This window comes from Chelativorans sp. J32 (genome assembly GCF_000518985.1).
Taxonomy (GTDB): Bacteria; Pseudomonadota; Alphaproteobacteria; order Rhizobiales; family Rhizobiaceae; genus Chelativorans.
In genome coordinates this window covers 173,399-195,297 of the sequence record NZ_JAEQ01000004.1, presented here as the reverse complement: position 1 = coordinate 195,297, position 21,899 = coordinate 173,399, and the positions used below count along the sequence as shown (strand labels likewise).

Here is a 21,899-nt window from a genome sequence, read left to right as displayed (position 1 = left end):
GATTAGACTCTGTTCGTTTAGAAATCGTTTACTATGATTACGGGTCAGAAATTGTTTACTGCGAGAACTTGCGGGCGGGAGACGCCCCGCTAAAATGCCCTGAACAAGGGGAGTGGATATGCCGGGCCTTTACCTTGAGGACTTTGAACCGGGACAAATCTTCCGCCATACGCTGCGAAAGACGATAACCGAGAGCGACAATGTCCTCTTCTCGGTGATGACATTGAACCCGCAGCCGCTTCACATCGATTTCGACTTCGCCGAAAAGACCGAATGGGGCAAGCCGCTCGTGAACTCACTCTTCACGCTGGGACTCATGATCGGCATTTCCGTTCATGATACTACACTTGGCACGCTGATTGCCAATCTCGGCATGACGGAAACTGTGTTTCCGAACCCCCTTTTCCACGGAGATACTTTTCGTGTGGAAACAGAAGTGAAGAGTGTGCGTGTATCCCGCTCCAAGCCCGACCGCGGAATCGTTGAGTTCGAGCATCGCGGTTTCAATCAGCACGACATCTTGGTGGCCCGCTGCTTGCGGCAAGCGATGGTCGTGAAAAGGCCCTCCTGATGCGCTCGCTCCTTTTCGTGCCGGCGGATTCCGAACGCAAGCTGGAAAAGGCGCTCCGGTCAGGAGCCGACATTTTGATCCTGGATTTGGAAGATTCGGTCGCGCTGTCCCAAAAGGAGGAGGCGCGCCGTATCGCGGTCCATTTCCTTCGGAAGGAAGCGATTCCGGCGCGGGTCTATGTGCGGGTGAACGCGCTTGCCACCGGGCTTACGGATGAGGATCTCGCAGCAGTGATGCCGGCACGGCCTGCCGGAATCATGCTGCCCAAGGCAGAAGGCGGCCAGGATGTCGCCCTTCTCTCGGCCAAGCTTCGGGTGCATGAGGCGGAACACGGCATTAAGGATGGGGCAACATCCATCCTCCCTATCGTCACCGAGACGGCGAAAGCTGTTTTCGCGGCTCACACGATTGCCGGTGCGAGCAACCGGCTATGCGGCCTTACCTGGGGCGCCGAGGACCTCTCCGCTGAGATCGGAGCACGGGTCACCCGGGATGACGCAGGCGGCTACACAGGTGTTTTCGCGCTTGCGCGCTCCATCACCCTGCTTGCAGCTGCCTCTGCGGGTGTGCCGGCAATCGATACCGTTTTCCCGGCATTCCGGGACATGGAAGGCTTTGCGCGCGACTGCCGGGACGCAGAGCGCGACGGCTTCACAGGCAAAATGGCGATTCATCCTTCCCAGGTGCCCATCATCAATGCCGCCTTCACACCTTCGGAGGAGGCGATCGACCACTCCCGCCGGGTGGTCGCCGCCTTCGCCGATGCAGGAGCCCGAGGGGTGGCCAGCGTCGACGGAGAGATGGTCGACCGGCCTCACCTCATCCGCGCCGAACGCATCCTGGAACGCGCGCGCCTTGCAGGATTGGATCAGGGGAATGGGCGGTGAGACGGTAGGGCAACATGTGCGCTATCGTTCCCCTACCCATTATCTTCAAGATCTTTCCCCTGCTGCCTTCATGCCTTCCTGCGGCCACGGCCCTTCGTAATCACTGACGAGGCTCGCCACTTCGGGTCTGCGGCGATCCGGGGTTCCCCCGGGATGGGTCCCGATATGCACGAAGCCAACCGCCCGCTCATATGGAGCCAGCCCGAGAATGCGCCGGCCCTCCTCCACGTCCGAGTACCAGTTGGTTATGATGTTGGTGTGATAGCCAAGCGCATTGGCGGCGATCATGAGGTTCATGGCCACCATGCCTCCCGAAAGGAACATCTCCCATTGCGGGATCTTGATGCTCTCCTTGGGGCTCGACACAACGCCGATGACGAGCGGCGCACGCGAGAAACGCGTCAGTTCCTGCTGCCGGCGCGCTTCGTTCAATGACCCTTCGCGCTCTTCCGCAAGCTCGGCCAGCATCTGCCCCACCCGCTCACGCGCCTCGCCGCGATAGAGGATGAAGCGCCATGGCGCGAGTTGTCCGTGATCGGGCACGCGGGTGGCGGCCCGCAGGATGATCTCGAGTTCACCTTCCGACGGCGCAGGTTGAGCGAGCTCGTGGATGGGCGCGGAACGGCGGGCGAGCAAAAGATCGATTACTGCATTGCTCAAGAATATTCTCCTGTCGTGGAAAGATCGGCCGAATGGCCCTTGTTGGCTGGGCGAGGCGGAGCTCGCATGGCTATAGCCTTGAAATTGCCACTGGCTTGGGCTTCATGGCAAGAATGCGGTTGGTGGCGATACGAATCATCCTGATGTCTTTGCTTACGGCCGGGGTTTCTGTAAACCCCGCCTTGGCCCGGGATGACGACGATCAGCTATCGCCCGGCCTTACCGAATATGCCGCTCCTCAGACGCAGTCTCCCCTTGATCAGGCCAAAGCTTCGCAACTGGTGCTGGCAGCTCAACTGAAGGAGGATACGCCGGAGATCCCCGAGGGGTTGATATGGCGGATCTTCGCGCCGGAACCAGGACCGGATGGAAAATTGCCGCTTGTGGCAACGGCCAAGGGCGGCACCCGCGCCTTTACACTGGCCCCCGGAAGCTATCTCGTCCACGCTGCCTATGGCCGGGCGGGGGCAACGAAGAGAATTACCGTCGCGGGTGCATCGAAGCGCGAGAGCTTGGTACTCGATGCCGGCGGCCTCAAGCTCGATGCAGTGCTCCCCGGAGATATCCGCATACCGGAGAAGCAGCTCCGCTTTTCCATCTATGAAGCCGACGCCGACGCCACTGGCGAACGCCCCCTGATCGTACCCAATGTACGGCCGAACGCGATCATAAGGCTCAATGCCGGCACCTATCACGTCGTCTCCAACTACGGCCCGATCGCCGTCATCCGCTCCGACATCCGTGTCGAGGCCGGTCAGTTGACCGAAGCAACGGTGGAACACAGGGCGGCCGAGGTGACCCTGAAGCTGGTACGTGAGTCCGGAGGCGAGGCTATAGCAGACACGGCATGGTCGATCCTGACCGAGTCCGGAGAGATCGTGCTCGATACGGTCGGCGCCTATGCCACGATCGTTCTGCCCGAAGGCGAATACACGATCGTGGCGAAGAACCGGGACCGCATCTATCAGCGCGACTTCACGGTGGCGGCCGGTCAGAAACAGGATGTCGAGCTTCTGCCGGGCGACCTGGTTCCTCCCGATGCGGCATTTCCAGACTAGGTGAAGAGGCAGCGCCGGCCGAAGCCAGCGCCGCCAAAGTTATGCCTTTGCACGCCGGATATCCGGCGGCGTGGCCTCTTCGGCAAGTTGTGCGATTGCTTGCGCCAAGGGAAGCGAGCTTTGGTCGCGGCTGCCAAGGCGGCGGATATTCACACTGCCCTCCTCCGCCTCGCGCTTGCCGCAGACGAGAATGACGGGCACTTTCGCAAGACTGTGCTCGCGCACCTTGTAATTGATCTTCTCGTTGCGCAGGTCCGTCTCCGCCGAAAGCCCTGCGGCTTTCAGTTGCTCGGCCACCTGCCTGGCATAATCGTCCGCGTCGGAGGTGATCGTCGCTACCACCACCTGCAGCGGCGCGAACCAGAGCGGGAAATGCCCCGCATAGTTCTCGATCAGGATGCCGAGGAAGCGCTCCATCGAGCCGCAGATGGCGCGATGGATCATCACCGGCTGCTTCTTCTCCGAATCCTTGTCGATATAAAATGCGTTGAACCGCTCAGGAAGGTTGAAGTCCACCTGCGTGGTGCCGCATTGCCACTGGCGGCCGATCGCGTCCTTCAGCACATAATCGAATTTCGGTCCGTAGAATGCACCGTCACCGGGATTGATCGCTGTCTTGATGCGATTGTCCGACTGCTGGATGCGCTTGAGCACGCCGCTCATGATCTCCTCGGCATGATCCCAAAGCGCATCGGAGCCGACGCGCTTCTCCGGCCTGGTGGAGAAGTAGACCGTGATCTCCTCGAAGCCGAAATCGGCATAGGTAGAGAGGATCAGGTCATTGATCTTGAGGCATTCCTCGGCGAGCTGCTCCTCCGTGCAGAAGATATGCGCGTCGTCCTGGGTGAATCCCCGAACGCGCATCAGCCCGTGCAGAGCGCCCGACGGCTCGTAGCGATGCACCACGCCGAATTCGGCCAGGCGGATCGGCAGGTCCCGATAGGATTTAAGCCCATGCTTGAAGATCTGGACATGGCCGGGGCAATTCATCGGCTTCAAGGCGAAGACGCGTTTGTCCTCCGCCTCCTCGTCGGCACACTCGACCTTGAACATGTTCTCCTTATACCAGTCCCAGTGACCCGAGGTCTGCCACAGGGAATGGTCCAGCACCTGCGGTGCATTCACCTCCTGGTACACGCCGTCGAGCCGGCGACGCATGTAGGAGACAAGGTTCTGGAACATGCGCCAGCCTTTGGCGTGCCAGAAGACGACGCCCGGCCCTTCCTCCTGGAAGTGGAACAGATCCATCTCGCGGCCGAGCCGGCGGTGGTCGCGCTTTTCGGCCTCTTCCAGCATGTTGAGATAGTCATCGAGCTGCTGCTGGTCCGTCCATGCCGTACCGTAGATGCGGGTGAGCATGGCGTTGTTGGCGTCGCCGCGCCAATACGCACCGGCTACCTTCATCAGCTTGAAGGCCTTGCCGATTTGCCCGGTGGAGACCATGTGCGGCCCGCGGCAGAGGTCGAACCAATCGCCCTGGAAATAGATCTTGACGTCCTGGTCCTCAGAAATCGCATCGATCAGCTCGACCTTGTAGGTCTCGCCCTTCTCGGCGAACACCTTCTTCGCCTTGTCGCGTGACCAGACCTCTTTCCTGAAACGCTCGTTGCGGTCGATGATCTCCCGCATCTTCTTCTCGATAACGGGCAGATCCTCGGGCGTGAAAGGCTCGTTCCGCGCAAAGTCGTAGTAGAAGCCGTTTTCGATCACCGGGCCGATGGTCACCTGAGTACCCGGCCAAAGCTCCTGGACGGCCTCAGCCAGAACATGCGCTGCGTCGTGGCGGATGAGTTCCAGCGCGCGTGGGTCTTCACGCGTGATGATCTCGATCTTGCCGCCGCGTTCCACAGGATCGGAAAGATCGCGTATGGAACCATCCAGAGCATAGGCCACGGCCTTTTTGGCCAGTGACTTCGAGATGGATTCTGCAATATCGGCACCGGTCGTCGCCGCATCGAAATTGCGGACGGAGCCATCGGGAAATGTCAGGGAAACGGCCTCAGCCATGGAAAAATCTCCTTATCCAGTCCCGCCAACGAACGCGGGTGGTGACAGACGATCAAGGCTGCGCATCTAGCGGGTACGAAGCGCTGCGGCAAGTCCCCGGAGCAACTAAGGCGTCAATCGCCAGAAGCGCCAGGGCGCCCACCATTGGTGGCGCGGGCTCAAGGTCTCCGGCACGAGGTCAATGCCGTGGGTTCCGCCCGGTCCGCATCGGACCACGCGGAACAGCCCCATCCAACCGCCTTTCCAGAGACCATGCCGGGCGATCGCCTCATAGGCATATTCCGAGCAGGTCGGAAAATGCCGGCAGGAATTGCCGATGAATCCGGACAGTGTAAGCTGGTAGAAGCGAACGAAGGCGGTGCCGAAAACCCGCCCGGGCGTTTTCGGCCATTGTCCCTGCCAGTTGCGCGAGCCCGTCACTTTTCGCCCAAGAGCCTGCGAATGCGCTCCGCCAATGCTGGAATATCGCCACGAGCTCTGCGCCAAACAACCAGCCAATTGACCGATCCGTACCCATGGGACAGGCGATTGCGCATTCGAAGGCTTCCCCGAGTTAGAGATCCGGATGAGCATCGGCGAGTTCCGGATGCTAGCTGAGAATCCGTCCTGCGGCTTCGCCGTTCGCCTCTATGCAAATTCCCGGGCGTCCGGACGTCGACTCACTCCCAACAGCGCCTCAAGCTCCATTTGCAAGGGCTTCCGTCGGGCGCAATGTCTTCTCTCCTAGGCAGCCTCGCCTGCCTCCTTGCGCTCGATCTGGTCGATGCAGTCGACCACCGCATCGAAGGTGAGCATGGTGGAGGCATGGCGCGCTTTGTAATCGCGCACCGGCTCCAGATATTTAAGGTCGGCAAAGCGCCCTTCCGGGGGCGGACCGTTCTCCTTAAGCATACGCCGCATTTCCTCGCGCACGACCCGCAGCTCCTCGGCACTGGCGCCGATAACATGGCGGGCCATAACCGAAGAAGACGCCTGGCCCAGGGCGCAGGCACGAACCTCATGGGCGAAATCCGTCACCACGCCGTCTGTCATTTTCAGATCGACCGTGACCGTCGACCCGCAAAGCTTGGAATGGGCCGTGGCAGTAGCATCGGGGTCGGCCAGCCTGCCAACCCGGCTGATATTGCCGGCAAAGCCAAGAATTTTCGCGTTATAGACGTCGTCGATCATGGAATTTCAGCCTGCGGCGCGAACCAAGAACAGGATGTCGCGCATATGACTTTCATTTACGCCGTTACAAAACTATATAGTGAGGGTACACGGCGAAGGGCAAGATATTGTAACGCCTCGCCGGTGCCGCATGCCGCTTTCGGGCGGGACTGAGTTCCCAACAACCCGCGAAGGCAGTGTCCGTTCAACTCGCTCCTGCCAGAGACAGGGGCTACGGGAGACGCCTTAAACATGGACGCGATCATCCGGAGCTTCCCGCCCCGTTCCGACCAGACCGCCCTGCCGGCGGAACAATCGTCTTTTCTCGACAAGCCGGTCACCGATCGCCCGAACCGCGAGGAGGCCGAGGCTGCCGTGCGCACGCTGTTGCGTTGGGCGGGCGACGATCCGGACCGGGAGGGGCTTAAGGAGACCCCCGCGCGCGTGGTGAAGGCCTATCAGGAGCTCTTCGGCGGCTACGATCTTTGCCCTGCCGAAGAACTCGGGCGCACCTTCGAGGAAGTCGCCGGTTATGACGATATGGTGTTGATCCGGGACATCCCGTTCCATTCCCATTGCGAGCACCACATGGTGCCGATCGTCGGCAAGGCGCATGTGGCCTATCTGCCGGATGGGAGAGTGGTGGGCCTTTCCAAGATCGCCCGGGTGGTCGACATATTCGCCCGCCGGCTGCAAACGCAGGAAACGATGACGGCCCAGATCGCCGGCACAATCCAGGATGTGCTCCAGCCGCTCGGCGTTGCCGTTATGATTGAGGCGGAGCATATGTGCATGGCTATGCGGGGCATCCGCAAGCAGGGCTCCACCACACTCACCACGACCTTTACTGGGACCTTCAAGACGCGGCCTGAAGAGCAGATGCGCTTCATCACCATGGTCCGAGATCCCCGCAACGGCTGACCCGATGCAAGAATTCCGTTTTGCGCCACCTTCCGCCGATAAAACCGAGCTGGAGGAAGGGAAACTCTTCACACCACGTTTCGATGCGAATGGGCTCATAACGGCGGTCGTTACCGATGCGGATGACGGCACGCTTCTCATGGTAGCCCATATGAATGCCGAGGCGCTGTCCAAGACTCTCCAGACCGGCATAGCCCATTACTGGTCTCGCTCCCGTTCAACCCTCTGGAAAAAGGGCGAAACCTCTGGAAACGAACAGCATGTGGTGGCCATCAGCACCGACTGCGACCAGGATGCGGTCCTGCTCAAGGTGCATGTCGCCGGCCAAGGTGCAACCTGCCATACCGGCCGACGTTCCTGCTTCTATCGGGATGTGAAGGTTGAAGGCGGCCGCCCAATTCTGACCGAAAACGGGTGAAATCCTCGCTTTCGGGTGAGCGGAGCCTCCTATTTCGGGCCTTTGCCTTCCCACATTCATGAATTTATTACGGAACCTGGGCATTATTGTCCGGGGGCTCAGGAGATTGTGATGCTCGATTGGGGACCGCTCCGCGGAAAATCCGACGGCAATGACAATAATGCCGTAAAGCCTCCGGCCCAGCCATTGGCCAATGGCGGTCAGGGCCCGGGTATTGCGCTGGCCCTTGGCGGAGGAGCTGCCCGCGGCTGGGCTCATATCGGCGTGCTGCGCGCGCTGGATGAAGCCGGCGTACACATTTCGATGATCGCCGGAACGTCCATCGGAGCGCTTGTCGGCGGCTGCTATCTTGCCGGCAAGCTGGATCAGCTGGAAGATTTCGCGCGGTCTCTGACCCGTCGCCGCATCCTTGGACTTCTGGATCTCAATTTCGGTGGCAGCGGCCTTTTTGGCGGCATGAAGCTCAACCAGAGAATGCAGGAGCATCTCAACGGGCTCACTTTCGAGGACTTGCCGAAGCCTTTCGTATGCGTCGCAGCGGAAATCCGCACTGGGCACGAGATCTGGCTTTACAGCGGCTCCTTGATCCTTGCCATGCGCGCCTCCTATGCGCTTCCCGGTGTCTTTGAGCCGGTGGTGTGCAACGGCCGGGTCCTGATCGACGGCGCGCTGGTCAATCCCGTGCCGGTCACGGTGTGCCGGTCTTATGAGCAGCCGCTCGTCGTCGCGGTGAACCTTCATTATGACGTGTTCGGCCGGGCTGCCGTCATCCGCCACAGCGCCGACCTGCCTGAAAAGGAAGGTAAACCGCTGGACGGCGAGAAAGCACCTTTGGTGGTCGAAAAGGGGCCCGAACGGCACGATGTCCGGCTCGGCATTACCGGCGTCATGGTCGAGGCGTTCAACATTATCCAGGACCGCATTTCCCGCGCCCGCATGGCCGGCGACCCGCCAGATCTGTCGCTCCAGCCAAAGCTCGGTCATATCGGGCTGACGGAATTTTATCGTGCGGACGAGGCGATCAAGGTCGGGTACGAGACCACCAAGGCCCAATTGCCTGAACTGCAGCGCATGCTGACCGTATTGAGCTAATCCTTCGCCGCATCCGTGATGCGGAACTGCACCGAGCGGCTGCCATTCCAATGGTTCACGGCGAGCGAGCCCGCCACGTGGACGGACGCTCCCCGGTTTGCAAAGAGGAAATTCCCCACATCCGTCTCGGCGGCACGGAAAGCGATGGCCTGCAGCCTCGCGCCTGACAGCGACCTCAGATCCGCGCGGATATGACCGTTGCCGACCGGCTTGGCATCCACCAGGCGGTGACGCGGCAAAGCCAGAACCGGAGCCGGATGGCCGGAGCCGTAGGGTCCGGCCGCTTCCAAGGTCTCCAAGAGGTCCAGGGTTGCGCCATCCGCCGACAGGGCGGCATCAATCTTGAGGCTTTCGCTCTGGCGTAAAAGCGAGACGGCGCTCGCCGCCTTTTCCTCGAAAAAGGCGCGCAAGGCCCCGAGCTTCTTCCGCTCGATGGTTATTCCGGCCGCCATGGCATGTCCGCCACCCTTGACGAGCAGGCCCTCGGATACGGCATCCCTAACGAGGCGGCCAAGGTCGAAACCCGCAATAGAACGTCCGGAACCTGTGCCCAGGCCATTCGTGTCGAAGGCAATAGCGAAGGTTGGTCGGCGCGCATGGTCCTTGAGCCGCGACGCGATCAGCCCCACAATTCCCGGGTGCCATTTGTCGCTCGCCGTGACCAACACCGCCGGGCCGTCTCCGCTCATCAGTTCCGCGTCGGCCTCCGCCCGCGCTTCGGCCAGCATGGCCGTCTCCATCGCCTGGCGCTCCTGGTTGAGACGGTCGAGGGTCGCAGCAATGGACTCCGCCTCGCCCGGCTCGACGGTTGCCAGAAGAAGGCTGCCGAGCGCGGCATTGCCGATCCGCCCGCCGGCATTGATGCGCGGCCCAAGAAGGAAGCCGAGGTGATGGCAGTTGAGGGGTTCGCCTATGCGCGCCACCCTGGCGAGAGCGGAAAGGCCCGGCGTCCTCATCTGTCGCGCGGCAAGCAAGCCCTTTGCCACGAAAGCACGGTTCACGCCCACCAGCGGCACCACATCGCAGACGGTTGCGAGCGCCACCAGATCGAGCATGGAGAGAAGATCCGGAGGGGGCGTATTGCGCAGTTCGGTCCGCAGAATGCGCGTGGTCTGCACCAGCGCCAAAAAGACGACTCCGGCTGCGCAGAGATGCCCCTGCCCCGAAAGATCATCCTCCCGGTTCGGGTTCACGATGGCGACAGCAACCGGCAACTCGCCACCCACCTGATGGTGGTCGAGCACCACGACATCGCCTCCCATCTCGTTGGCGGCCGCAATGGAGGGGGCGCTGTTTGTGCCGCAGTCCACCGTCACGATAAGCTTGGCGCCTCGGCGCACGAGCTCACGCATGGCTTCTGGATTGGGGCCGTACCCTTCGAACAGCCGGTCGGGAATATAAATTTCCGCGGCCACGCCATAATGGGCGAGAAAGCGCTTCAGGATGGCGGACGATACCGCGCCATCGACGTCATAATCGCCGAAGATAGCCACGGGCTCGCGGGCAATCACCGCATCGGCGATCCGGCGGGCCGCCTTCTCCATATCCGTGAGCCTGGCAGGATCAGGCAGCAGGTCGCGAATCGAGGGTGTGAGGAACCGAGCGGCCTCTTCCAGCCCGACGCCACGCCCGGCAAGCACGCGCGCCACTATCTCAGGGACGCCATGGCTCTGGGCAATCCCGAGCGCAATGTTCTCACCGCGCGGGTCGAGCCGGTGTTCCCAGCTCACCCCGCGCGCCGACTGCTTTACGCCCAGAAAATACCGCCTCTCGCTGCTCAACCCGGTCTCCGTCTTTCGTCGGACGATAGACCTTTGAGCGGCGGAATTGGGAAAAATTCAGAACTTTTCCAAATCTTGATGCCGCGCCTTGATCTCGCGCACGGTGCGAGAGGAGGAGCGCATGACAATCGTGTGGGTCTGGATGGAATCGCGGGCGAACTTCACGCCGGAAAGGAGATTGCCATCCGTGACGCCGGTCGCAGCAAAGAGCACGTCGCCGCTTGCCATTTCCTCCATGCGGTAGACTTTGTTGGGATCGGAGATTCCCATCTTGGCGGCGCGCGCCACCTTCTCCTCCGTATTGAGCTGTAGGCGGCCTTGCATCTGGCCACCGATACAGCGCAGCGCAGCTGCCGCCAGAACGCCCTCCGGCGCACCACCAATGCCGAGATAGATGTCGATGCCGGTATTGTCCGGGTCGGTGGTGTGGATGACGCCCGCCACGTCGCCGTCGCCGATGAGCCGGATGGCGGCACCTGTGGCGCGAACTTCTTCGATCAGGCGCGCGTGCCGCGGCCGATCGAGAATGCAGGCGGTGATCTCGGAAACCGGCACGCCCTTGGCTTTGGCAAGATTCTCCACATTCTCGGCCGCAGACGCATCCAGGTTCACGATCCCTTCCGGGTAGCCCGGACCGACCGCGATCTTCTCCATATAGACGTCCGGCGCGTAGAGCAGGCTGCCGCGTTCGGCGATCGCGATCACGGCGAGCGAGTTTGGAAGGTTCTTGGCACAAATCGTCGTGCCTTCCAGCGGATCGAGCGCGATGTCCACCTCCGGCCCCTCGCCGACCCCGACTTCCTCACCGATATAAAGCATCGGGGCTTCGTCGCGCTCTCCTTCGCCAATCACCACCGTGCCTTGAATGGGCAGGCGATTCAGTTCGGAGCGCATCGCGTCCACGGCCGCCTGGTCGGCAGCCTTCTCGTCGCCCCGGCCCCGCAGCCTGGCTGCCGCCACCGCCGCCCTCTCAGTCACGCGGACCAGCTCGAGGGTCAAGATTCGGTCTAGGCCGGCATGGGGGCTTTTCGGCATGAAGGTCATCCCTGTTCTCCCGGAAATGAGCGCGGAAGCCGCCCGCGCGAGACAATTATCGGCTGTTGTGACAAAGACACGGAAGGACGGCAAGGCCCTCTCCGCCCCACCTAGCAACATGAATCGATTGAATAATTGTGACAGGCCGATTTGGTTGCAGAAGGCCAGTGTCACCCTGGCCATTTATGCGGGGTTGCGCTGAGCCAATGTTTAAGAAGGTTTGAACCAACGCGCCGCCATTTGACCATAAGCAGCTCTCCATGCGGAGATTTCATTTAGTTTCCTATACTTACAAATGGAGACAATGGTGGTGCCACGGAGTTGCCCCGAAAAAGCCCAACTCTTTTCATCCGCAGGCGATCTGATACATAATTGTGGCTTCCCAAGACGGAGGCCGCAATGAATCCTCTGCTCCAGAAATTCGTTTCACGCTTGATCCAGACCGGATCGCTCACAATCACCGATGCAGACGGACGCATGCACCGGTTTGGTGACGGCTCCGGCGAGCCCGTTCACATCGTCATCCGCTCACATGGTGCGGAACGAGCCATCGCGCTCGATCCCATGCTTGCCGTTCCTGAAGCATACATGGACGGCGAGGTGGATTTTATTGAAGGCGACATTCTAGCGCTGTTGAAGGTCGCCTACGAAAATTTTGATCGCGGCGGCCCACAGGCGCTTGCGATGAAAGTCGGCGAAGGCGTCCGCTATCTTTTCCGCCGTCTGCATCAGTACAATCCGGCGGGCCGGTCGAAGCGCAACGTCCAGCGCCATTACGACCTCTCGGGCGAGATGTACAAACTCTTCCTCGATGAGGACATGCAGTATTCCTGCGCCTACTATCCGGACCCCAGCATTCCGCTGGAGGAGGCGCAGCGTCTGAAGAAGCGCCACATCATGGCGAAGCTGGCGCTGAAGCCCGGTCAGAAGGTGCTCGATATCGGCTCGGGTTGGGGCGGCCTCGGTCTCGACATTGCGCGCAGTTTCGACGCCAATGTGCTCGGCATCACGCTATCGGAAGAGCAGCATGCGGTCGCGCAACGGCGCGCACGCGAATCCGGTCTTGCCGAGAAGGCGCGCTTCGAAATCGTGGACTACCGCGCGCTCACCGGACCCTTCGACCGGATCGTGTCCGTCGGCATGTTCGAGCATGTGGGGGTCAATCACTACCGCACTTTCTTCAATAAATGCGCTCAGCTTCTGGCCGATGACGGCGTGATGCTGCTGCATACGATCGGCCGCACTTCCGGCCCTTCGGTGACGAACGCCTTCATCCGCAAATACATTTTCCCGGGCGGCTATATCCCCGCCCTGTCGGAGGTCGTTCCGGCGATCGAGAAGGCTGGGCTCATCATCACGGATATAGAGATCCTGAGACTCCACTATGCGGAGACGCTGAAGGCATGGCGCGAGCGCTTCATGGCCAATCGCGCAAGGGCGGTTGAGATCTATGACGAGCGCTTTGCGCGCATGTGGGAGTTCTATCTCGCTGGCTCCGAAGCATCCTTCCGCTGGCAGGATATGGTCAACTTCCAGATCCAGATCACGAAGCGGCGCGACGCTTTGCCGGTGACCCGCGACTACATGCTCGAGGTAGAGCGGCGCTTGAACGCTCTCGACAACGGGACCGCGATTCCCGACGCCGCCGAATAGGAATATCATCCAGAAACGAATCAAGTCACAGTCAAGCTGTAAGAGGGCTTTACGGCCCTCGACAGCGATTCGTTTTGTGGGTGGTGTGGATATCGTGCTCTACGATCCGATTGTCGCCTTGTCTGACCAAATCAGGGAGCACCCTTACTTACATCACCGCTCCCGAGAGGTTATGACCATGCTCAAGGGGGGCGCCGGACCATTCGCAGTTTCCGGCCGCCATTCATAAGATGGAAGTCAGATGGCCGACGCAGTCCGCAAATTGAATCCGGCGGAGACGCCGCTTTACAGGGAACCACCGAACAATATCGAGGCTGAACAGGCTCTCCTCGGTGCGATCCTGGTCAACAACGACGCCTTCTATCGGGTGTCGGATTTTCTCAAGCCAAACCACTTCTACGAACCGCTGCACAGGCGAATATACGAGGTGGCGGCCGAGTTCATCCGGATGGGCAAGATCGCCAGTCCGATCACGATCAAGACCTTCCTGCCAGCCGAGGAAAAGGTCGGCGAGCTGACGGTAGCGCAATATCTGGCACGGCTGGCTGCCGAGGCCGTCACCATCATCAATGCCGCCGATTACGGGCGCGCCATCTACGATCTCGCCGTCCGCCGAGCGCTGATCACGGTCGGCGAGGACATGGTCAACATCGCCTATGACGCCCCTGTCGACATGGCTCCGCAGTCCCAAATCGAGGATGCGGAACGGCGCCTCTTCGAGCTTGCCGAGACGGGACGCTATGACGGCGGGTTCGAGAGTTTCGGCGACGCCACGAAGACGGCCATCGACATGGCCAATGCCGCCTTCATGCGCGATGGCGGCCTTTCCGGAATTTCCACTGGCCTGCGCGATCTCGACAAGCGCATGGGTGGCCTGCAACCCTCGGACCTGATCATCCTTGCCGGGCGTCCAGGTATGGGCAAGACCTCGCTTGCCACGAATATTGCCTTCAACATCGCAGCCGCCTACGAGCCGGCCCAGCAGGCGGATGGCAGCTTCAAGGCCGCCAATGGCGGGGTGGTGGGTTTCTTCTCGCTCGAAATGTCTTCCGAGCAGCTCGCCACGCGTATCATTTCCGAGCAGACCGAGATCCCCTCCTCCAAGATCCGCCGGGGCGAGATCACCGAGGCGGAGTTCGAGAAACTTGTCGGTTGCGCCCAGATGATGCAGAAGATACCGCTCTTCATCGACGCGACCGGCGGCATCTCGATCGCCCAGCTCGCCGCACGGTCGAGGCGGCTCAAGCGCCAGCGCGGGCTCGACGTCCTCGTTATCGACTATGTGCAGCTCATGCAGGGCTCTTCAGCCAAGGCACAGCAGAACCGCGTGCAGGAGATCACCGAGATCACCACCGGTCTCAAGGCGCTTGCCAAGGAACTCGGGGTTCCGATCATCGCGCTGTCCCAGCTCTCGCGCCAGGTGGAAAGCCGCGACGACAAACGCCCGCAGCTCTCGGACCTGCGCGAATCGGGCTCCATCGAGCAGGATGCCGACGTGGTCCTGTTCGTTTATCGCGAGGAATATTATCTCAAGAACAAGGAGCCCAAGCCGGGCACCGAAGAGTATTTGAGATGGGAAGCCGACATGAACGAGGTCCGCGGCAAAGCTGAGGTCATCATCGCCAAGCAGCGTCACGGCCCGACGGGAACGGTACCGCTCGGCTTCCAGGGCGAATTCACGCGTTTCTTCGATCTGGCCGAGGAATCACACTTGCCGGAACGGTTCGAGTAGCAGTGCCCGTTCCATCAAATACGACCGACAACGGCCCCCCATCGCATCTGGCAGGCGGACGGTTGACGGTCGATCTTTCTGCACTGGCGGCAAACTACCGGCTTTTGTCCCAACGGTCTGCCCCGGCTCAGGCCGCAGCCGTCCTCAAGGCGGATGCTTATGGGTTGGGGATAAAGCCTGTGGCCTCGGCGCTCTGGGCAGCGGGGTGCCGGCGCTTCTTCGTTGCACTTCCGCTTGAAGGGCTCCAATTGCGGTCGGTTCTTCCGCAGGCCGAGATCTTCGTGCTTACCGGGCTCTTTTCCGTGGAATCGGCCGCCGCCTACCGCGAAGCGCGGTTGATCCCCGTCCTGAATTCCCAGAGCGATCTTTCCATATGGGAAGCCCATGGCTGGGACGACGAGCGCTCACGGCCCTGCGCCATCCACGTGGACACCGGCATGAACCGGCTCGGGCTCACGCCGGAACGCGCGCGCTCGCTTGCGGAGGAGAATGCGCTGACAGGCGCGCTTACGCCGATCCTTCTGATGAGCCACCTGGCCTGTGCGGACGCGCCAGACCATTCGCTGAATCGCCAGCAGCTTGAATCATTTCAGGCGGTTCGCGCGCTTTTTCCACAAAGTGAATCAAGTCTCTGCAATTCGGCAGGCATCTTTCTGGGCGGTGATTTCCTCGGCGACCTCACGCGGCCCGGAATCGCCCTTTATGGCGGGGCGCCGGTGAGCGGGATCGGCAATCCGATGCAGGTCGTCGTGACAGCGGAAACGCGGATCGTGCAGGTTCGTCACGTGCGCGCCGGTCAGACCGTGAGCTATGGGGCGGCTCCGGTCGTACGGGACAGCGTCGTTGCGGTCTGCGCAACGGGATATGCGGATGGATATCACCGTTCTGGCTCGGGCGGTGGCGTGCCGCTCAGAAGCGCCGTCCCAAACGGCGCGCAGGGTTTCGTTCATGGCCACCGAGTGCCGGTGCTCGGCCGCGTCACGATGGATCTTACCCTGTTTGACATCACCTCGCTCGGCCCCAACGCCGTTGCCATAGGCGATTACATCGAGCTCATCGGGCCCAACATGCCGATCGACGAAGTGGCCGAGGCCGCCGGGACCATCGCCTACGAACTCCTGACTTCGCTAGGGCGAAGATATTGCCGGGAATATGTAGGAGGCACTGTATGAACCCGATGCCTCCAGCCTCCGGCGGAGTTGAGATTTAATGGCCAAGCCCCGCTTTCAGTTCGTCTGTCAGAATTGCGGCACCGTCCATGCCCGCTGGGCGGGAAAATGTGATGGCTGCGGCGAGTGGAACACGCTTGTCGAGGAAGGCACCGTAAGCGGCATCGGGGCGGGCCCGCAGGCTCTCAGGAAGGCGCGACCTGGAAGACCCGTCGCGCTCACCACGCTTTCCGGCGACATAGAGGATGCGCCGCGGATCGTTACCGGCATCGGCGAACTCGACCGCGCGACCGGGGGAGGTTTCGTGCGCGGGTCCGCCCTCCTTGTGGGCGGAGATCCGGGAATCGGCAAATCCACTCTCCTGACCCAAGCGGCCGCGGCGCTTGCCGGCGGAGGGCACCGGATCGTCTATGTCTCCGGCGAGGAGGCGGTGGCGCAGATCCGGTTGCGGGCGCAGCGGCTCGGCGTGGCCGGATCCGCGGTGGAACTCGCGGCTGAAACCAATGTGGAGAACATCCTCGCCACGATCGAGGATGGAAAGCGGCCTGACCTCGTCATCCTCGATTCCATCCAGACGCTCTGGACCGATATGGTGGAATCCGCCCCCGGCACCGTCACTCAGGTACGCGCTTCCGCCCAGGCCATGATTCGCTATGCCAAATCCACCGGCGCGGCCATCGTTCTGGTCGGTCACGTCACCAAGGAAGGGCAGATCGCCGGCCCCCGCGTGGTCGAGCACATGGTAGATGGCGTGCTCTATTTCGAAGGCGAAGGCGGCCATCACTACCGCATCCTGCGCACCGTCAAGAACCGCTTCGGCCCAACCGATGAAATCGGTGTCTTCGAGATGGGCGATAAAGGCCTCCGGGAGGTGCCGAATCCGTCGGAGCTCTTCCTCGGGGAGCGCAGCGCCGCAGCACCGGGCGCGGCCGTTTTCGCCGGCATCGAAGGGACGCGGCCCGTTCTTGTGGAAATCCAGGCGCTCGTCGCCCCGTCCCCGCTCGGTACACCGCGCCGGGCGATCGTCGGTTGGGACGGGCCGCGGCTTTCCATGGTGCTTGCCGTGCTCGAAGCCCATTGCGGGGTGCGCTTCTCTACCCACGACGTCTATCTGAATGTGGCCGGCGGATATCGAATATCAGAGCCTGCGGCCGATCTGGCTGTGGCAGCTGCCCTCGTATCCTCCCTCACCGGGCTTGCTCTGCCCCCCGATTGCGTCTATTTCGGCGAAATCAGTCTCTCGGGCGCGGTCCGGCCCGTCGCGCACGCGGCGAGCCGGCTCAAAGAGGCCGAAAAGTTGGGATTCACGCAAGCCGTCATGCCACCTGCGAATGAGGAGCTGGCCGGCGGAATTGCAGCCAACGCGTTCAAGCCCGAGGGACTGGCGGATCTCGTTGCCCGTATAGCGGGGTCGCGGGTACGGGAGTGAAGAATGGCCTTGTGCCGTGGCAGGATGAAAGGAAAGATCCTGCCGTGAAGAAAAACTGGGGTGCAGATGCCAATCACGCTGCTTGACGGCATTCTCGTGGGCTTCACGCTGGTCTCGGCGATGCTGGCCATGGTGCGCGGCTTCTCGCGCGAAGTCCTTTCGATCGCGTCCTGGGTGCTTGCGGCGATTGCCGCCTATTTCCTTTACCCGGTCGTGCTGCCCTATGTGACGCCTTATATAAACAACGCGACACTGGCACTCGCTGCCTCGGCGGCCGCGGTTTTCTTCGTGGCGCTTATCATCGTCACGATCATTACGATGAAAATCGCGGATTTTATCGTCGATTCTCGTATCGGAGCTCTCGATCGGACACTCGGTTTCCTCTATGGTGCCGCGCGCGGCATCCTGGTGGTGGCCGTGGCTCTCCTGTTCCTCAATTGGCTGCTGGGATCGAACCCGCCCGCATGGATAACGGAAGCCAAATCCCGGCCTCTCCTGGAGGGAGTAGGAAACTGGTTGCAAAGCCTATTGCCCGAGGACCCGGAGACCACGATATTCGATCGTCTGTCGCCGAATGCGGCCGAGCCGAATGCAGCGCCTGAGGCGGGCTCGCCTGAACCGGGTGCGGCAGACGGAGCTGAAACAAGCAATTGACGGCTGCCGATGGCCGCCGGACGAACCAACTGAAACAGGGCGGCCAGTGATGGCGGAAAGCAAGAATTTGCCTCTCATGGGCGAAGCGGACGATCATTTTCACGACGAATGCGGCGTGTTCGGCATTTTCGGCCGCCAGGATGCGGCGGCTATCGTCACGCTCGGCCTCCATGCCCTGCAGCATCGAGGCCAAGAGGCTGCCGGTATCGTGTCTTTCGACGGCACCCAGTTCCACGTCGAGCGTCATATCGGCCTCATCGGCGATACCTTCACAAAGCCCGCAGTCCTCGAGCGGCTCAAAGGTTCGCGGGCGATCGGACACACGCGTTATTCGACCACCGGCGGCTCGGGACTGCGCAATGTGCAGCCCTTTTTCGCAGAACTCGCCGATGGCGGACTTGCGCTTGCCCACAATGGCAACATTACCAATGCGATGACGGTGCAGCGCCGCCTGCAGACACAAGGCGCCATCTTCTCATCCACTTCGGACACCGAGACAATCCTCCACCTGGTGGCCACCAGCAAGGAAACCAACCTCAACGCCCGATTCATCGATACCGTCCGTCAGCTTGAAGGCGCCTTTTCCCTGGTGGCGCTCACATCGAAGAAGATGATCGGCTGCCGCGACCCGCTCGGCATCCGCCCGCTGGTATTGGGCGATCTCGACGGCGCCTATATCCTGGCTTCAGAGACCTGCGCTCTCGATATCATCGGTGCACGCTTCGTGCGCGACCTGCAGGCAGGCGAAATGGTCGTGGTAACGGAACAGGGGATCGAAAGCTTTTTCCCCTTCGAGCCGGTGCGCCAGCGCTTCTGCATCTTCGAATATGTCTATTTCGCCCGCCCCGATTCCTCCGTGGAGGGGCAGAATGTCTATGAAGTGCGCAAGCGTATCGGCGCGGAACTCGCTCGGGAAAACCCGGTCGAGGCGGATCTCGTGGTGCCGGTGCCGGATTCCGGTACGCCAGCTGCAATCGGCTTTTCCCAGGAAGCCGGCATCCCGTTCGAGCTCGGCATTATCCGCAACCATTATGTGGGCCGCACCTTCATCCAGCCTACGGATGCCATCCGGCACATGGGCGTAAAGCTCAAGCACAACGCCAACCGGCGCTCTATCGAAGGCAAGCGCGTCGTGTTGGTCGACGATTCGATCGTGCGCGGCACGACAAGCCAGAAGATCGTCCAGATGGTCCGCGACGCCGGCGCCAAGGAAGTGCACATGCGCATCGCCTCGCCGCCCACCCGTGCCTCCTGCTTCTATGGCGTCGACACGCCTCAAACAGCCAAGCTGCTTGCCTCCCGCATGTCCATCGAGGAGATGGCCGATTTCATTCGGGTCGATTCGTTGGGCTTTCTCTCGATCGATGGCCTCTACAGAGCCGTCGGCGAGGCGGCACGGAACAATGAGGCCCCGCAATTCTGCGACGCCTGCTTCACGACCGAATATCCGACGCAGCTTACCGATCAGCACGGAACGGACAATGTCCGCCAGCTCTCGCTGCTTGCCTCGGGCGGGCAATAGTCTCGTCAGTCGGTGACGAGCTTAAGCCCGACAATGCCGGCCACGATCAGGCCGATGCAGGCGAGCCGGATCATGTCGGCGGATTCGCCGAAAAGGAAGATCCCGAGGATGACTGTTCCGGTGGTGCCCACGCCCGTCCAGATCGCATAGGCGGTGCCGAGCGGCAGGGTGCGCAATGCGACGCCAAGCAGGCCGAGGCTGACGATCATGGAAATGATCGTGAGGACCGTTGGCCAGAGCCGCGTGAAACCTTCGGTATATTTCAGTCCGACCGCCCATCCCACCTCGAAAAGGCCGGCGGTGAACAACGCAAACCAGGCCATGCTGATCTCCACAAAAAGGCGATGAGGTCGTCCTCATCCGGATAGGGAAAAGCGCAAGGCCGTCCTTGCGCGAGCCGATATACGTCCGCTTGCGACCAATCGCAACGGGGATGGGAAGCGGGTTTCACCCCGGCGCGATTCGTACTAATACCGGCGCGGCACCCACGAGAAGGAACATCCAATGCCCAGTTCGACCGATCTCTCAGGCCGTATAGCCCTTGTGACCGGCGCTTCGCGTGGGATCGGCTATTTCCTTGCGAAGGGACTTGCAGCTGCAGGAGCGCATGTGATTGCGGTCGCACGAACCGTGGGTGGTCTCGAGGAGCTTGACGACGAGATAAAGGCGCTTGGCGGACAAGCGACGCTGGTACCCCTCGATCTTACCGACATGGCGGGCATCGACCGGCTGGGCGGCGCAATCCACGAACGCTGGGGCAAGCTAGACGTGCTGGTCGCAAATGCCGGCATACTGGGCGTGATCTCCCCGATCGGGCATGTGGAAGCGAAAACCTTCGAAAAGGTGATGGCTATCAACGTAACTGCCACCTGGCGCCTCATCCGCTCGGTGGACCCGCTGCTCCGGGCTTCCGACGCCGGTCGCGCGATTGTGATGTCCTCGGGTGCGGCGCATTCCGCACGCGCTTTCTGGAGCCCCTACGCGGCTTCAAAGGCCGCCGTGGAGGCGCTGGCCCGCTCTTGGGCGGACGAGACGCGGAATATGCCGCTGCGCGTCAATGCCGTAAATCCGGGGGCCACGCGCACCGCAATGCGAGCCCAGGCCATGCCGGGCGAGGATCCGAACACACTGCCGCATCCGCAGGAAGTCGCCGAGAAGATCCTGCCGCTTGCAAGCCCGTCGCTTACGGAAACCGGGCTCATCTATGATGTGCGGCTTGGCCGTTTCACGCATTACCGGATGCCTGATTAGCGCCGGAGACGGATTGACCTTGTCACTCCTTCCGCTACCCTGCAGCGCAAACGGCTATAAGAAGCCGTCTGGGGACCCTATTGCATTGGCGACGTTATATACCGCCTCATAGTTTATGTTGATGCTTCAATCCTTTTGGAGGACGCCGGTGAAGAGAACTGAGCAATGCTGACGGCCGTCGCAGTTCTGTGCGTGATTCTCGCCGTGTGGCTGGCTATCGCTGCCTTTCTCATGGTGCGGCTCGGGCTCAATCTGCATCAGGCCATGCTCTACGTGCCTCTGAAGGTCTTCTTTCGCATCAGGGATGTGCCGATCCGCCAAGCGCGAGAGGCTGAGCCGCCGGTCATTTATGCCATATGGCATAGGTCGCGGCTGGAGCCGGCCTTGATGCTGTCGCTTCTTCCCAGTGATACGCTGCACATTCTCGATGAGGAATCGGCACGTAGCTTATGGCTCGATCCCTGGCGGGCGCTCGCTCGCACGATTGCCTTCAACGCACATCATGTTTTTGTCAGCCGCAGGCTGGTGCGCCGGCTCAAAGGGCGGGGACGCCTCGCGGTTTACCTGCCGGACGACGAAGCTCCCGACCCGAAGGCCTTCCGCCTGTTTCGCGCAATCGCCCGTATCGCGACCAATGCGGAAGCCCGGATCGTGCCGATCCACGTGGAAGGCGCCGAACGCTCTCCCTTTTCCCTGACCCGGGCGATGAGGCGCCGGCTGGCGCCCAGATTCAACATCACGGCTCTTGAGCCGCTTACGATTGCACAGATGGTGGCATTGGCAGGCGCGGAGAAGCCGCTTGGGGCAAATGCCTTCTTCGACCGGATGCTTGCCGTGCGGCGCCAGGATACGCCGCGGGAACAAGCGCACGAGCCGGCCTGATCCCTGCGTTCGATTGCAAAGGGAGCTC

The 21,899-nt window shown here is 61.4% G+C and carries 22 protein-coding genes; 14 read left to right on the top strand and 8 right to left on the bottom strand.

Annotated elements, in window-relative coordinates:
• Positions 1–118: 118 nt before the first annotated feature.
• Both CHEJ32_RS0108265 and CHEJ32_RS0108260 read left to right on the top strand, forming a co-directional pair.
• Positions 119–571 (top strand): MaoC family dehydratase, encoded by a 453-nt coding sequence (locus CHEJ32_RS0108265; protein ID WP_028033450.1) that lies wholly within the window; start codon positions 119–121, stop codon positions 569–571.
• Positions 571–1,458: a CoA ester lyase gene (locus tag CHEJ32_RS0108260; protein WP_028033449.1), complete on the top strand. Its 888-nt coding sequence runs from the start codon at positions 571–573 to the stop codon at positions 1,456–1,458. Before CHEJ32_RS0108265 ends, CHEJ32_RS0108260 begins: the two co-directional genes overlap by 1 nt.
• A 45-nt stretch (positions 1,459–1,503) precedes the next feature.
• Here the strand turns inward: CHEJ32_RS0108260 and CHEJ32_RS0108255 are convergent, their stop codons facing one another.
• Positions 1,504–2,118: a nitroreductase gene (locus CHEJ32_RS0108255; RefSeq protein ID WP_028033448.1), complete on the bottom strand. Its 615-nt coding sequence runs from the start codon at positions 2,116–2,118 to the stop codon at positions 1,504–1,506.
• A gap of 104 nt (positions 2,119–2,222) precedes the next feature.
• On the opposite strand from CHEJ32_RS0108255, the gene CHEJ32_RS0108250 reads away from it, so the two are divergent.
• Positions 2,223–3,176 carry a hypothetical protein gene (locus CHEJ32_RS0108250; protein ID WP_034658108.1) on the top strand — a complete coding sequence of 318 codons (954 nt, stop codon included), beginning with the start codon at positions 2,223–2,225 and terminating at the stop codon, positions 3,174–3,176.
• 39 nt (positions 3,177–3,215) lie between these two features.
• Here CHEJ32_RS0108250 and thrS read toward each other — a convergent pair whose 3' ends face one another.
• From thrS to CHEJ32_RS0108235, 4 genes are all read right to left on the bottom strand, one after another.
• Complete coding sequence (thrS, locus tag CHEJ32_RS0108245; RefSeq protein WP_028033446.1) at positions 3,216–5,183, bottom strand: threonine--tRNA ligase; 1,968 nt, start codon at positions 5,181–5,183, stop codon at positions 3,216–3,218.
• Positions 5,184–5,288: 105 nt separating this feature from the next.
• Entirely contained in the window at positions 5,289–5,603 is a 315-nt protein-coding gene (yidD, locus tag CHEJ32_RS0108240; RefSeq protein WP_028033445.1) for a membrane protein insertion efficiency factor YidD, read from the bottom strand.
• Positions 5,600–5,719 (bottom strand): HepT-like ribonuclease domain-containing protein, encoded by a 120-nt coding sequence (locus CHEJ32_RS28035; RefSeq protein ID WP_084032725.1) that lies wholly within the window; start codon positions 5,717–5,719, stop codon positions 5,600–5,602. The genes yidD and CHEJ32_RS28035 overlap by 4 nt, the downstream gene beginning before the upstream one ends.
• A gap of 187 nt (positions 5,720–5,906) precedes the next feature.
• Complete coding sequence (locus CHEJ32_RS0108235) at positions 5,907–6,353, bottom strand: iron-sulfur cluster assembly scaffold protein (RefSeq protein ID WP_028033444.1); 447 nt, start codon at positions 6,351–6,353, stop codon at positions 5,907–5,909.
• Between the two features lie 231 nt (positions 6,354–6,584).
• On the opposite strand from CHEJ32_RS0108235, the gene folE reads away from it, so the two are divergent.
• The 3 genes from folE (at position 6,585) to CHEJ32_RS0108220 (ending at position 8,763) form a co-directional block, all read left to right on the top strand.
• A complete protein-coding gene (folE, locus tag CHEJ32_RS0108230) occupies positions 6,585–7,253 on the top strand; it encodes a GTP cyclohydrolase I FolE (protein WP_028033443.1) in 669 nt (222 codons plus the stop codon).
• 4 nt (positions 7,254–7,257) lie between these two features.
• Positions 7,258–7,671, top strand: coding sequence for a phosphoribosyl-AMP cyclohydrolase (gene hisI / locus CHEJ32_RS0108225; RefSeq protein WP_028033442.1), 414 nt, complete (start codon positions 7,258–7,260; stop codon positions 7,669–7,671).
• Positions 7,672–7,782: 111 nt separating this feature from the next.
• Complete coding sequence (locus CHEJ32_RS0108220) at positions 7,783–8,763, top strand: patatin family protein (RefSeq protein WP_028033441.1); 981 nt, start codon at positions 7,783–7,785, stop codon at positions 8,761–8,763.
• On the opposite strand, the gene recJ is transcribed toward CHEJ32_RS0108220, so the two are convergent.
• Together recJ and glpX are read right to left on the bottom strand one after the other, a co-directional pair.
• On the bottom strand, positions 8,760–10,544 hold the full coding sequence (gene recJ, locus CHEJ32_RS0108215; RefSeq protein ID WP_028033440.1) for a single-stranded-DNA-specific exonuclease RecJ: 1,785 nt from the start codon (positions 10,542–10,544) through the stop codon (positions 8,760–8,762). The genes CHEJ32_RS0108220 and recJ overlap by 4 nt on opposite strands.
• A gap of 57 nt (positions 10,545–10,601) precedes the next feature.
• Positions 10,602–11,579, bottom strand: a complete 978-nt coding sequence (glpX, locus tag CHEJ32_RS0108210; protein ID WP_028033439.1) for a class II fructose-bisphosphatase — start codon at positions 11,577–11,579, stop codon at positions 10,602–10,604.
• 399 nt (positions 11,580–11,978) lie between these two features.
• Between glpX and CHEJ32_RS0108205 the strand changes: the two genes are divergently transcribed.
• The 6 genes from CHEJ32_RS0108205 to purF all read left to right on the top strand — a co-directional run bounded on the left by CHEJ32_RS0108205 (position 11,979) and on the right by purF (position 19,738).
• Positions 11,979–13,232, top strand: coding sequence for a cyclopropane-fatty-acyl-phospholipid synthase family protein (locus CHEJ32_RS0108205; RefSeq protein WP_028033438.1), 1,254 nt, complete (start codon positions 11,979–11,981; stop codon positions 13,230–13,232).
• Between the two features lie 241 nt (positions 13,233–13,473).
• Positions 13,474–14,964: a replicative DNA helicase gene (locus CHEJ32_RS0108200; RefSeq protein ID WP_028033437.1), complete on the top strand. Its 1,491-nt coding sequence runs from the start codon at positions 13,474–13,476 to the stop codon at positions 14,962–14,964.
• 2 nt (positions 14,965–14,966) lie between these two features.
• The gene (alr, locus tag CHEJ32_RS0108195; protein ID WP_051469547.1) at positions 14,967–16,136 is read left to right on the top strand and encodes an alanine racemase; all 1,170 of its coding nucleotides are present in this window, start codon (positions 14,967–14,969) and stop codon (positions 16,134–16,136) included.
• Positions 16,137–16,173: 37 nt separating this feature from the next.
• The gene (gene radA / locus CHEJ32_RS0108190) at positions 16,174–17,562 is read left to right on the top strand and encodes a DNA repair protein RadA (RefSeq protein WP_028033435.1); all 1,389 of its coding nucleotides are present in this window, start codon (positions 16,174–16,176) and stop codon (positions 17,560–17,562) included.
• 66 nt (positions 17,563–17,628) lie between these two features.
• The gene (locus tag CHEJ32_RS0108185) at positions 17,629–18,216 is read left to right on the top strand and encodes a CvpA family protein (RefSeq protein ID WP_028033434.1); all 588 of its coding nucleotides are present in this window, start codon (positions 17,629–17,631) and stop codon (positions 18,214–18,216) included.
• 49 nt (positions 18,217–18,265) lie between these two features.
• Positions 18,266–19,738: an amidophosphoribosyltransferase gene (gene purF, locus CHEJ32_RS0108180; RefSeq protein ID WP_028033433.1), complete on the top strand. Its 1,473-nt coding sequence runs from the start codon at positions 18,266–18,268 to the stop codon at positions 19,736–19,738.
• Positions 19,739–19,743: 5 nt separating this feature from the next.
• Here purF and sugE read toward each other — a convergent pair whose 3' ends face one another.
• Positions 19,744–20,061 carry a quaternary ammonium compound efflux SMR transporter SugE gene (gene sugE / locus CHEJ32_RS0108175; protein WP_028033432.1) on the bottom strand — a complete coding sequence of 106 codons (318 nt, stop codon included), beginning with the start codon at positions 20,059–20,061 and terminating at the stop codon, positions 19,744–19,746.
• A 181-nt stretch (positions 20,062–20,242) separates the two neighbouring features.
• Between sugE and CHEJ32_RS0108170 the strand changes: the two genes are divergently transcribed.
• Positions 20,243–20,989 (top strand): SDR family NAD(P)-dependent oxidoreductase, encoded by a 747-nt coding sequence (locus CHEJ32_RS0108170; protein ID WP_028033431.1) that lies wholly within the window; start codon positions 20,243–20,245, stop codon positions 20,987–20,989.
• Positions 20,990–21,154: 165 nt separating this feature from the next.
• Positions 21,155–21,871 carry a 2-acyl-glycerophospho-ethanolamine acyltransferase gene (locus CHEJ32_RS0108165; protein WP_028033430.1) on the top strand — a complete coding sequence of 239 codons (717 nt, stop codon included), beginning with the start codon at positions 21,155–21,157 and terminating at the stop codon, positions 21,869–21,871.
• Positions 21,872–21,899: the final 28 nt, after the last annotated feature.

Coding starts and splice junctions, on each gene's coding strand:
- CHEJ32_RS0108265 (WP_028033450.1), top strand. CDS start 119: ATGCCGGGCCTTTACCTTGAGGACTTTGAACCGGGACAAATCTTCCGC.
- CHEJ32_RS0108260 (WP_028033449.1), top strand. CDS start 571: ATGCGCTCGCTCCTTTTCGTGCCGGCGGATTCCGAACGCAAGCTGGAA.
- CHEJ32_RS0108250 (WP_034658108.1), top strand. CDS start 2,223: ATGGCAAGAATGCGGTTGGTGGCGATACGAATCATCCTGATGTCTTTG.
- thrS (WP_028033446.1), bottom strand. CDS start 5,183: ATGGCTGAGGCCGTTTCCCTGACATTTCCCGATGGCTCCGTCCGCAAT.
- CHEJ32_RS28035 (WP_084032725.1), bottom strand. CDS start 5,719: ATGCGCAATCGCCTGTCCCATGGGTACGGATCGGTCAATTGGCTGGTT.
- CHEJ32_RS0108235 (WP_028033444.1), bottom strand. CDS start 6,353: ATGATCGACGACGTCTATAACGCGAAAATTCTTGGCTTTGCCGGCAAT.
- folE (WP_028033443.1), top strand. CDS start 6,585: ATGGACGCGATCATCCGGAGCTTCCCGCCCCGTTCCGACCAGACCGCC.
- hisI (WP_028033442.1), top strand. CDS start 7,258: ATGCAAGAATTCCGTTTTGCGCCACCTTCCGCCGATAAAACCGAGCTG.
- CHEJ32_RS0108220 (WP_028033441.1), top strand. CDS start 7,783: ATGCTCGATTGGGGACCGCTCCGCGGAAAATCCGACGGCAATGACAAT.
- glpX (WP_028033439.1), bottom strand. CDS start 11,579: ATGCCGAAAAGCCCCCATGCCGGCCTAGACCGAATCTTGACCCTCGAG.
- CHEJ32_RS0108205 (WP_028033438.1), top strand. CDS start 11,979: ATGAATCCTCTGCTCCAGAAATTCGTTTCACGCTTGATCCAGACCGGA.
- CHEJ32_RS0108200 (WP_028033437.1), top strand. CDS start 13,474: ATGGCCGACGCAGTCCGCAAATTGAATCCGGCGGAGACGCCGCTTTAC.
- radA (WP_028033435.1), top strand. CDS start 16,174: ATGGCCAAGCCCCGCTTTCAGTTCGTCTGTCAGAATTGCGGCACCGTC.
- CHEJ32_RS0108185 (WP_028033434.1), top strand. CDS start 17,629: ATGCCAATCACGCTGCTTGACGGCATTCTCGTGGGCTTCACGCTGGTC.
- purF (WP_028033433.1), top strand. CDS start 18,266: ATGGCGGAAAGCAAGAATTTGCCTCTCATGGGCGAAGCGGACGATCAT.
- sugE (WP_028033432.1), bottom strand. CDS start 20,061: ATGGCCTGGTTTGCGTTGTTCACCGCCGGCCTTTTCGAGGTGGGATGG.
- CHEJ32_RS0108170 (WP_028033431.1), top strand. CDS start 20,243: ATGCCCAGTTCGACCGATCTCTCAGGCCGTATAGCCCTTGTGACCGGC.
- CHEJ32_RS0108165 (WP_028033430.1), top strand. CDS start 21,155: ATGCTGACGGCCGTCGCAGTTCTGTGCGTGATTCTCGCCGTGTGGCTG.